Source organism: Sphingobacterium sp. GVS05A, from assembly GCF_019969845.1.
Lineage (GTDB): Bacteria > Bacteroidota > Bacteroidia > Sphingobacteriales > Sphingobacteriaceae > Sphingobacterium.
This window is the reverse complement of the sequence record NZ_JAHXYR010000008.1, coordinates 183,057-194,794: the sequence shown is the minus strand read 5'-3', so window position 1 is coordinate 194,794 and position 11,738 is coordinate 183,057. Positions and strand designations below refer to the sequence as shown.

General features: G+C 40.8%; 6 protein-coding genes. 5 read left to right on the top strand and 1 reads right to left on the bottom strand.

Going from position 1 to position 11,738, the window contains the following annotated elements; all coding sequences use genetic code 11:
* The first annotated feature begins 391 nt into the window (after positions 1 to 391).
* The 5 genes from LC454_RS19730 (at position 392) to LC454_RS19710 (ending at position 10,019) form a co-directional block, all read left to right on the top strand.
* Positions 392 to 928, top strand: coding sequence for an RNA polymerase sigma factor (locus LC454_RS19730; protein WP_223584124.1), 537 nt, complete (start codon positions 392 to 394; stop codon positions 926 to 928).
* Positions 929 to 1,023: 95 nt separating this feature from the next.
* Complete coding sequence (locus LC454_RS19725; protein WP_223584123.1) at positions 1,024 to 2,136, top strand: FecR family protein; 1,113 nt, start codon at positions 1,024 to 1,026, stop codon at positions 2,134 to 2,136.
* A 238-nt stretch (positions 2,137 to 2,374) separates the two neighbouring features.
* A complete protein-coding gene (locus tag LC454_RS19720) occupies positions 2,375 to 5,773 on the top strand; it encodes a TonB-dependent receptor (RefSeq protein ID WP_223584122.1) in 3,399 nt (1,132 codons plus the stop codon).
* A gap of 11 nt (positions 5,774 to 5,784) precedes the next feature.
* Positions 5,785 to 7,590, top strand: coding sequence for a RagB/SusD family nutrient uptake outer membrane protein (locus LC454_RS19715; protein WP_223584121.1), 1,806 nt, complete (start codon positions 5,785 to 5,787; stop codon positions 7,588 to 7,590).
* A 53-nt stretch (positions 7,591 to 7,643) separates the two neighbouring features.
* Positions 7,644 to 10,019, top strand: coding sequence for a PQQ-binding-like beta-propeller repeat protein (locus LC454_RS19710; protein ID WP_223584120.1), 2,376 nt, complete (start codon positions 7,644 to 7,646; stop codon positions 10,017 to 10,019).
* A 155-nt stretch (positions 10,020 to 10,174) separates the two neighbouring features.
* Here the strand turns inward: LC454_RS19710 and LC454_RS19705 are convergent, their stop codons facing one another.
* The gene (locus LC454_RS19705; protein ID WP_223584119.1) at positions 10,175 to 11,617 is read right to left on the bottom strand and encodes a tagaturonate reductase; all 1,443 of its coding nucleotides are present in this window, start codon (positions 11,615 to 11,617) and stop codon (positions 10,175 to 10,177) included.
* Positions 11,618 to 11,738: the final 121 nt, after the last annotated feature.

Below are 11,738 nucleotides of genomic sequence, written 5' to 3'. Positions count from 1 at the left end.
TCTCTGATTTCTTTCCAATGATAGGCTTCAATATCAACAAAACGGACATTGACGAACTTAAAGCCAGCGTAGATCGGACAATGGAGTCCCAAAAAATGAACTCATCCTTCCGTTGTGTTTGATATCAAAGGAATATTAGATCGAAAATTAGTGGACACTCGCTTGTAGGGTCGTGTTTTTTTTAGATTATTTTCTGGTAACATTCTTTTATACCATCAGTTTTCTTACTATTTATTGAGAAAACTGATGGTTTTTGTTATAAATGAAGATTATGCAATCGTTTGCTTAAAAAAACATCATCAAATCTTTTGTTTTTAATATTAACTTAACACCACAATTATAAATTTGACCTCATTAAACTAAGGGATATTTAGCACAAATTGCGGTACTTATGAAACAGTTAGACGACACCGAGCTATTCATCAGAATTCAAGCGGATGACCGTTATGCTTTTTCTGAATTAGTCAATCGCTATTCAGATATACTTTTCCGTTTTATTCAGCGCCGTGTTTCCTGTACTGAGGACAGTGAAGACATCTTGCAGGAAATATTTGTCTCACTATGGCACCAACGTCTTAACATCACAATAGAATACTCGTTATACCCTTATCTATTTAAGACTGCTAAGTATAAAATTATCGACTGGACAATAAACGAACAAAAGAAAATTGTCCGTGCCGAAAAACTACTGGCAAGCTTTCAAGGGGCATCCCCGACATCCGAAGATGAGCTTCTGGCAAAAGAATTAGCGGTATTGATCGACACCGAAATAGAAAAAATGCCCACAACAATGAAATCGGCATTTTCACTTAGCAGAAAGGAATCCATGTCCATCAAAGATATTGCTTCGGAACTCGCCATATCCGAACAAACCGTGAAAAACAATATTTCGTTAGCCCTGGGTTGGCTAAAGCTTCGTTTCAAATAACGAATAAAAAAATATATACCTAGTTTACAGCTACTTAAACTATTTTCGTAATTTTCTTCGGTACTTTTATTCTCCTTCTCCGATTATAGGTCTGTATGAAGGAACAAGAATCGTCAGATCAAGCTAAAGCTCTGCTCAAAAAGTATCTGGAAGGCCAGTGTACTCCAGAGGAAGAACAACAAGTTCTTCACTGGTTTTATGCACAGGATCAGCCCCAGGAGGAGCAATTAAAGGAATACCAAACAGGATTAGCATCACGTATCAATACGAAGCTAGAGGAACAGCTATTTAGTGAATCTACTCCTACCGTCCGACGACTAACTTGGTTTCGCCCCAAATGGATGGTGGCGGCGATGCTTGTTGCAGTTTCGGGCTGTAGCCTTTGGATGTACAATAGATTTTCTTCGCCAGATCAAAAGCCACTGGAACTCGCTGCGGAAGTACCTTCACAGGATCAGGCCTTTCACAACGATATCCTTCCTGGAGGGCACTATGCTAAAGTCATAACACCTAAAGGAGAAGAAAAACAACTAGCCGATCCATTTGTCCAGCGACTTGAGCAATCATCCGATCAACAAGGAAAAAATTTTCTTGTTGATGTTCCAAAAGCGGGTTCTTATATGATTATTCTTGAAGACGGAACAAAAGTATGGTTGAATGCTTCTACAAAATTATCCTACCCCACACATTTCGAACCCAATCAACGTCAAGTTGCTTTAACAGGGGAAGCCTATTTTGAAGTAGCAAAAGATGCTAACAGACCTTTCCGGATCAATGCCAATGGAACCACAATTGAAGTCCTTGGAACAACTTTTAATGTCAATGCCTATCACGATGAGGTTTCTACATCTTTAGTGGAAGGCAGCGTGAAAGTCCGTAAAGAAGGCAACCAAATTATTATCAAGCCAGGTCAACAGGCGACAACATCGCTGACAAACGATATCAAAGTTACAGCAACTGACCTGACAAAAAATACAGCTTGGCAACGGGATGAATTTTATTTCGATGGCAACAATTTCAAAGATATCTCTCTTCAGATCGCCCGCTGGTACGATGTTGAGTTTGAAAATATGGAAACAATCGGAGCAAATTCAACCTACAAAGGCTCCATCAGCAGAAATAGTAGACTTTCAGAAGTATTGCAGATCTTGGCTCTTGCCACGGGACGCAAATTTGATATTATCGGACGAAAGGTTATAATACAGTGAGACTAATTACCCAAATATTAAACGGCCTATGGTATAGACATCAACTTTAGCGCTTTGTGGTTAACAAAAAAGGGGATGTTGACGCATCCCCTGTTAAATTCAAGGCTTATTTTACTGATTACCAACAGAAATTTTAAAACCTTAAAAATCATTCTAATTTATGAATTTTTTTTCTCCAATGAAAAGGCAGGAGAAAGATCGGGGATTCCGTATCCCTCCGGCCTTTAAAACTTTATGTATGATAAAGTTAAGCACTCTTTCTCTGCTTTCCCTCGCACTTGGAGCCCATGCGTCGGGAACAGCACAAACCGTCAACATCTCCCTGAAAAAGGTAAAGGTAGAACGTGTATTGCAAGAAATCTCAAAACAAACCGATCTCCGCTTTTTCTATGATGAAAAGCTATTGGATAATCTTGCCCCAATAAGCGTCAATGCTGACCATGCTTCGATAACACAGGTACTTTCCAAGGCATTAAAAGGCCAAAACCTGACTTATCAAATTCTGAACAATACGATCGTCATCTCTGAGAAGCAAAGAACTGATATTGAAGTAACCGGTACTGTACGGGATTCACAATCAGCATTAGCCGGTGTTACGGTATCTGTTCAAGGAAACACAGCCCTGTCCACAAAAACCGATGCCAATGGGGAGTTTAAACTTGGTGTACCCGAAAATGCCGTGTTGCTTTTTCAATATCTAGGTTATACGACAGAACGCATACAAGTGGGGAATCAGCGTACCTTCAATGTAACATTACAAATAAGCAACTCGCAATTGGATGAAGTTATTGTTGTAGGTTATGGTACCCAACGAAAGGTAAATCTGACAGGTGCCGTTGACCAAATTTCTGCCAAAGAAATTGAAAATAGACCTGTTACCAATTTAGGTGCTGCCTTGCAGGGATTGATCCCCAACTTGAACATCACCAACGCGAGCGGTAATCCTTCGCAAAGTGCCAAATTCAATATCCGGGGTATCACGTCCATTAATGGTGGCGAACCGCTTATTTTAGTAGATAACATTCCTGTTACTGGCGATGAATTAGCCAGACTCAACCCAAATGATTTTGAAAATGTATCGGTCTTAAAAGATGCCGCGTCGGCTGCAATCTACGGAGCGCGTGGTGCTTTCGGGGTTGTTCTTATTACAACCAAATCTGCCAAATCCGAAAAACTTCAGGTGAATGTAGGAATGAGCACCCAATGGCGCACCACAGGTAAATTGCCTGAAATCGTTACAGACCCGCTTACGGTGATGCAATATAAGCACGATGCCGCTTATCCGCTTTATGATCTCTATCCGGATGTAATACGTGACTATGCGAAAAAGCTTCAGCAGGATCCTAGTTTACCCAACACGATCTTAGACCCTACAAATCCAGAGAAATGGGCTTATTATGGGCAAACAGACTGGATGAAGGAAGCCTATAAAAAAATGGCTCCAACCAATACACTCAACTTGAGCTTGGGCAAAAAAACAGACAAATTAAATTATTTGTTCTCAGGAGAATATTATCAATTAGACGGTGCACTAAAATATGGGAATGACAAACTAAACCGCTACAATGTTCGTAATAAAGTAGATTTTCAGGTCACTCCTTGGTTGAACTTCGGAAATAATACGGTATTAACAAGCCGACAATACGAAGCTCCTGTTTTTATGAGCGGTGATTTTTTCTGGAATGTTAACCGTACCCCATCGTTAGATGTTCCAAGAAATCCAGATGGCAGCTGGACGCAATCAGGTGCTAGCCTATTAGGACTATTACAAGAAGGAGGACGAAGAAAAGAAAACATCAACGAGTTCCAAACGACATTCAATGCCAAAGCAGATCTAATCAAAAACATATGGACAGCTAATGCAGATGTTACTTTCCGTCGTTCCTTTGATGTAATAGATGGTTTTAATCGTCCCGTGCAGTACAAGACCGGACCGAATGCTACGCCTCAATATGCTGGTGGAACTGTCCCTTCTGCATACAAACAGCAGGAAAACACCCGATATGACGTAATCAACGTATATACGCAATATACACAGCAATTTAATGACCACCATGTCAGCGCCTTAGTCGGTTATAACCAAGAATATAGAAATACCGAAACGAATTACGCGCTTAAAAATGGCCTTTATTCCGCTGATATACCATCCATCGGCTTAGGCAGCGGATCAACAACAGTTACCCACAATATCGATGATTATGCACTGCAAGGTGTATTCTATCGTCTAAACTATGATTATAAAGGTCGTTATCTAATTGAATCCAATGGCCGTTTGGATGGTTCTTCACGCTTTCCAAAGGGAGACCGTTGGGGATTTTTCCCATCGGTATCAGCGGGATGGGTACTTTCTGAAGAGCAATTTTTCAGTCCGCTCAAATCTACAATCAACTTTTTGAAACTTAGGGGGTCTTATGGACAATTGGGTAACCAAACCGTCTATGACAAGGATATGAATCCGCTAAGTTATCCTTATTTGCCGTCTATGGCTGTGGATAATGGCATTCCTAGAGTTATTGAAGGTAATCGTCCAATATCACTTAATCCACCATTAGTTGTTGCCAAATCCTTAACATGGGAGCGTATTTCAACAATCAACGGAGGTATTGACCTTAATCTACTTAACAATCGCCTGAATACGACATTCGATATTTACAAACGTACGAATGAGGGTATGCTGATCCCAGGAAGGACTCTTCCAGGGGCTTTTGGTGCTGATGCGCCGAACTTCAATGCGGCCGACATGAAAACGAATGGTTGGGATCTACGCATCAGCTGGAAAGATAAATTCGAGTTGAGCGGTTCCCCATTCCACTATAATGCGACATTTACGCTGGCAAATAGCAAAGCTACAATTACCAAATTTGACAACCCAACGGGTGATATTAGACAACATTACGCCGGACAGCGCATCGGTGAAATATGGGGTCTTCAAGCAGATGGTTTCTTCCAAAATGAAGACGAGCTTGCTAATTTGGATCAAACGGACGTGGGAACGGACGATCAGCAATATAAATTCTATGTTGGTGACATCAAGTTCAAGGATATTGCAGGAGGGCCGGATGGAGGACCTGACGGTAAGGTCACCAAAGGAAAACAAACGCTTGCTGACCATGGCGACCTCAAGATTCTAGGTAATTCAGAAATTCAATATCCATATAGCTTAGACCTATCAGGTTCATGGAAAGGTTTTGACCTACGTGTATTTCTTCAAGGTGTCGGAAAAAGAGACTGGTATCCACCGGGAAGCCAAATATATTTCTGGGGAGTTTATGCACAACCTTGGACGAATGTGACCAAACAGAACTTAGACCATTGGTCTCCAGATAACAGAGATGGGTATTTTCCACGGATAAAATCGTACAGCGCAGAAGATACCGGGCAAGAACTCGGTCTGCCTAATACACGTTACTTGCAGAATGCAGCCTATTTAAGGGTAAAAAACATCACTTTCGGCTATAGCCTTTCGCAGAATTTCACAAAAAGAATTGGCTTACAGGCCGTACGCTTCTATGTAAGTGGCGAAAATCTATTTGAACGCTCAGGGCTTAAAGTAAGTATAGACCCAGAAGCCTTAGGCGATACAAAAGTATATCCTTTCCAACGGACTTATGCCTTTGGATTAAATGTTAAGTTTTAATACGCATATTCATGAAAATATTTCACTACACTACATTAGCATTGTCTTTGTCAATACTGACAATAAGCTGTAATAAAGACTTCTTGGATCGTAGCAGCAAGACTGGTGTCACAGACCAAAATTTCTTTAAAACTGCGGAAGATCTCAAGACCTATACCAATGGCTTTTATCGATTTATTGGCGCATCATATGACGATATCTTCACAGATAATATCGGTGGATTCACAGGAAGCAGTTCAACCAATAATATGCTCCGTGGTACACTAACACCTGGCAACGCATCTGGTTGGTCTGATGAATGGAAAAATTTACGCCGAATCAACTATATGATGGATCACCTTGGTACTGTAACCGGCGATCAAGCACAAATAGACCATTATGTTGGAATCGCTCGTTTCTTTCGTGCCTATATCTACTTTAATCTAGTGCGCGATTATAACAATGTTCCGTGGTATGATACTGCTTTGGGTGCTGAAGATGAAGCCATGTACAAAGACCAAGATTCGCGCGAAGTGGTCGTTAAACATATTATGGAGGATCTTGAATTTGCAGCAGCCCATATCAGGGAAGATAAAGTGGCCGGTAATTTCAAAGAACGTGTCACACAAGGAGCTGCATTAACATTATTAGCTCGCATTGCCCTACACGAAGGAACATTCCGTAAATACCATGAGGAGTTAAATTTACAAGCCACAGCAGATGAGTTCTTAAAAAGAGCGGCTTCAGCATCCCAAGAAGTTATAAATTCTGGAAAATACAAAATTCATAACACTGGTGCCAAAGAAGTCGACTTTAGAACATTGTTCAGCAGCAACAATCTATCTTCGAATACAGAAGCGATTTTTATCCAAAAGAATGACCGTTCACTGGGTATTGCAAACAATTCACATACCGTATTGGACTGGCAATGGGCTTTAAGCGGAGAATTGATGGAAGAATTCCTAACTGCTGACGGAAAATCTTTTACATCAACTCCGGATTACAAAACGAAAACCTTTACACAAATATTTCAAAACAGGGATCCTCGCCTGGCTGAAACCATCATGCCTGCCGGATTTAAGACTGATCCGAATAACCCTACACCTTATCTTATAAAGCCTAGTTTTGGTGGATATCTACAGATCAAATTCTACCCTAGAGATCCTGCTCTTCGTGGTGGCTGGAATGCAAACTACACCGATCTTCCTATTATGCGTTATGCCGAAGTATTGCTTATCAATGCCGAAGCGAAAGCTGAATTAGGTACGCTTACACAAGCTGATTTGGATGCAACCGTGAATGTTTTACGTGGACGCGTCGGTGTACCAGCCTTACAGTTAGCAACCGCCAATACACAGGTAGACCCTGTTCTTGCGGCACGCTATCCGAACGCCCAAGGAGCCAATAAAGGTGCCTTGCTAGAGATCCGTCGTGAGCGTCGTGTCGAGCTTGCCTGCGAAGGTTTCCGTTTCAACGATGTGCTCCGCTGGAAAACTGGCGACCTACTAGCCGTCGCCCCGCATGGAATCTATGTACCTGCATTAGGTGCCATGGATGTTACCGGTGATGGAAATCCGGATATTGCCATTCTTGAAAATGAGAAAGCAACAGGTCCAATCGACCAGTTACCGGAAGCCGTAAAAACCAAGCTGGTAAAATATTACCTCGATGGAGGCGCATTTTACCTCAGTAATGGTACTTCGGGGTATATTATGATGACTGTTGACCAAAAAAATAAGCGGTCATTTGTCGCTCCAAAATATTATTACAAACCTATTCCTTTGGGACAAATAACATTAAATCCAAATCTAAAACAGGTATTTGGATGGGATAAATAATCTTTTCACTTTAACGCTAGCTCTGAATTCAGAGCTAGCTTTTTAATAAAAACATGAAATTAATTAAGCTACTCGCCTATTGTCTATTCCCTATTCCTTCGCTATTTGCACAGCAACGGACAGGACGGGTTTTTGAAGATCAAAATGGAAACAACCAGTTCGAACAGAACGAAAAACAACTTGCCGGAATTGTTGTATCTGACGGTTATGATGTTGTGAAAACGGACAATACAGGAACATATACCTTACCTCACAATCCAAGCGCGCGCTTTTTGTTTGTTACCATCCCTAGTGGATATAAAGCCACTAAAACACATTATATTCCGCTTCGTGCTGAGCATAAAAATTTGGATTTCGCCTTAACCAAAGACGCCGTACAACAAACTGATTTTTTGCGTTTTATCCAAATTACGGATACTGAAACGCCTCTTTATGGTCCATGGATAGATAACGTCAGAAATTATGCGCAGCAGCAAAAAGCGAGCTTGATTATGCATACCGGTGATATCTGTTATGAACCAGGCATGCTTTTTCATGCCAAGCAAGTAAACTCCGAACTGATGGGCAGACCTACATATTATACAGTGGGCAACCATGATCTCGTAAAAGGAGAATATGGAGAAAAACTATTTGAAGACCTCTTTGGTCCGACCTATTACTCGTTTGATGCTGGTCCTGCCCATTTTGTCGTGACACCAATGCCAAATGGAGACTATAAACCTAGTTACACCGCCGATCAGATCATTGCCTGGCTCAAGAAAGATCTTGCAACAATGGACAGATCAAAACCTTTGATCTTTATCAATCATGACTTCTTCGCTGGCCCAGATTTTATCCTGAAAGGTGAGAAAGAGCAAATTGACCTGATGCAATATAATCTAAAGGCTTGGTTTTACGGTCATTGGCACAACAATTTTGCCTTTAAACAGAAGGGAGTCTATGTAGTCTGTTCAAACGCTCCCAATAAAGGAGGGATTGACAATTCTGCCGCACAATTTGTTGTGGTCGATATCGACAAACAAGGAATCAAAGATATTAAACCTATTTATACCAATCTACGTGACCATATCCAATTGGTACATCCAACCGCTGACCAACAAATAGGTGCTCAAGAAGCTCTTCCAATCGTGATCAGTGCTTATGACAGTGAGCGAAAAATACAAAAGGTAGCCGTGGAGATCTCTGCCCACGAAATGGGTAAACGTCTAGCCAATGTTCAGCTGTCTCCTTCTGGCGATTGGTTATGGCAAGCAAAAGTACCATTCGGAAAACAAAAGGGACAATATGATGCACTCATTACTATTCATTATGAAAATGGTGAACAAGCCTTAAAAAGGCAGTCTTTTAATTTGGCTGGCCATGCAGAAAGCACCATGAAACTGCAATGGTCTGCTGCTGTAAACGGAAACATCTGGAAAACCAGTCCGCTGATTGTTGGAGATAAACTTTTCGTTGCGACGATGGACGATGGTATTGGGACTAATCATTCCATTATAGCACTAGATAAACGCACCGGCAAAACGCTGTGGTCATTGCCAACAATCAATTCCATCAAACATAAACTGCGCTACAGCGACGGAATATTGCTCGCAACTGATGTCGAAACAAATATATATGCCATCGATGCAAACACAGGCAAAATCCTGTGGACAAAAAAACCATCCAATCCAAGTCTTCCTACATTCGTATCTGGTCCAGCACTTGACAACGGAATTTATTATACAGGTCTGGGCAAACGTATGTCAGCAATTGACATCCATACCGGAAAAGTGCTTTGGGAAGGTGTCGATCCATCGGGCGGCGAAGCAACTCCAGCAGAGCTATCGGTCGTAGATCAAACTTTATTGGCAGGATACAATTGGAATGCCTTATGTGCGTATGATATCCAAACGGGAAAGCTACTTTGGAAACGTCAGGAAGATGGACTACGTTTTAGAAGCGGCGGCGTTACAGCAAAAGACGGTTATCTGTATACAACGGGGCTTAATGGTATATTTAAGCTAAACTTAAAGACTGGCGAAATCGCGCAAAAAAGCATCAAAACAGATGATTTTAAAGTCATGGCCTCGCCCAAAATTGTCGAGGACCTGTTGGTCATGCCGACATCCACAAATGGAATAAAAGCATACGACCCTCAGACTTTAGAAGAGAAATGGCATTTTTCCACTGGCGAGGCACTGGTATACACCTCCCCTTATAGCAGTCCTGACCAACATAAATTGGTTGGAACCGTAGAGTCATCGGTAACTGAGGCAAAAGGAAAGCTGTTTTTCGGGGCTTCGGATGGTTACGTCTATATGCTCAGCAAACAAGGGAAGCTACTCTCCAAATTTAACCTGGGCGCTCCTATTTTCTCGGAGATCACAGTAGATGGCGATTTTATTTATATCGCTGATTTCGCAGGAAATGTTTCCTGCTTTAAGTTATAATAGACAATAGCATCTGCAAGACTCGCGAATCTGGGAAATGCCTAAATTCGGGAGTCTTGTTTATTTGTCAATTAAATGACCTTCTGAGATATCTATGAAAAAATTGATCAAATAATCTGTACCCTATCCTAAAATAAAAAACACTGTTGGTTAGTCTATAAAAAATGATTTATGGTTGCCAATATACCTTGTCGCTCTATATGAGTAACTATTGTATGAACTAAAGAAATGAGACCTGGATAATTATGAAGTGGTCTATCCCATATCTTAGGATCGGATAATATCCTTGTTGTTAAATTGGGGTACTCCTGGTGTCTTGATATTATTAAGCTAGCGTCATCCTGAAATGAAGGTTCTGTTGTGGTTTGATTGCGTATGACAAGTATGTATGCAGCTAGGCCAATAGCAATACCAATCGGTGGTTCAGATTGTTTGCTATACCATTGTTCAATTAAAGGACACACGCGCATGTTAAGTTTGGCTGTGTACTGAAATGCGATGGACTGCCATTTGTGTAATAAAAATGGGTTCTTAAAACGATCAATAACTGCCTCACCAAAGGGTTGAATAAGTTCATGACTGATACCTGATTGCTCAACTATTGGACTTATCTCTTTAAAAAGTAAATATTGAATATAACGGTCTAAGATCTCATTATTAAAGAAGTCCTTAACAAATTCTGTATTGGACAAGAGCGCGATACCACAACATAAAATATGCGGAGCATTAAGCAGACGCAGTTTCAATTCTCTATATTGCGCTATGCTGGGAACTATCTTCACGGTGCTATCAACCAATGCAAAACTCAAAATATTCTTAACATCCTGATTATCTGATTCAATAGCCCATAACTTATACGGTTCGGCCATAATTGCAAGTTGATCAGTATAGGAAAGGTCCTCTTCAGAGACCTTACCGGGAACAATACGATCTACCAGTGAGTTGCAAAAGTAATTGGCCTTGTCAATCCAATCGATAAAATCCTTGCTTAATTTTTGCTGTTCCGCAATCCAAACGATGTTATGCTTAAGTACCTTCGCATTATCTGAAACTAACTCCGTAGGAATGATGACAAGACCTTTAGCGTTATCGCCATTAAAATGGGAAAATCGATGATATAAATAAGCTGTTACCTTTGCCGCAAAGCTTACCGGGGGACTGTCATCAATAGCTCCTCCCAATTCCAACAATCCAGCTTCAGTTGTATTTGAAATCAGAATGCTTATCAAAGGAGAAGTCGCTGTTGTAAGTATCTCTTCCCACGAATCATGGGCGGAAAACACCCTGGAGATGGAAGCATTAATACATTTCAGTTCTTTAATCTTTCCTTTCTCCAGCCCCCTCGTAATCAAAGTATAGAGTCCATTCTGATTGTCAAATGCAGTTGTATTTCCAGTGCGTGTTGATTTGACAACAACTATACGGCCATTAAATATTCCTTTTTGATTGGCTTGATGGATATAATCATCAGGCAGGCCACGTAAGAGTGCTCCTGTTCCAAATTGGATGACCCGTTCCGGCATATTAAATATTGACTCCTTGGGAACTTCAATTTCCTGATGGTTAATACCCGCTAAATGTTGTTTATCTAAATTCATCACGCTATTTCTTTAATACCAAAAGCTTTTGTTTTCTTTACCTATACTTAGTCCTCACCAAAATGGTTATTATTCAAATTGTACACGCTATTTTGATTGTCATGATTGCGTACAGTTATCC

Coding starts and splice junctions, on each gene's coding strand:
- LC454_RS19730 (WP_223584124.1), top strand. CDS start 392: ATGAAACAGTTAGACGACACCGAGCTATTCATCAGAATTCAAGCGGAT.
- LC454_RS19725 (WP_223584123.1), top strand. CDS start 1,024: ATGAAGGAACAAGAATCGTCAGATCAAGCTAAAGCTCTGCTCAAAAAG.
- LC454_RS19720 (WP_223584122.1), top strand. CDS start 2,375: ATGATAAAGTTAAGCACTCTTTCTCTGCTTTCCCTCGCACTTGGAGCC.
- LC454_RS19715 (WP_223584121.1), top strand. CDS start 5,785: ATGAAAATATTTCACTACACTACATTAGCATTGTCTTTGTCAATACTG.
- LC454_RS19710 (WP_223584120.1), top strand. CDS start 7,644: ATGAAATTAATTAAGCTACTCGCCTATTGTCTATTCCCTATTCCTTCG.
- LC454_RS19705 (WP_223584119.1), bottom strand. CDS start 11,617: ATGAATTTAGATAAACAACATTTAGCGGGTATTAACCATCAGGAAATT.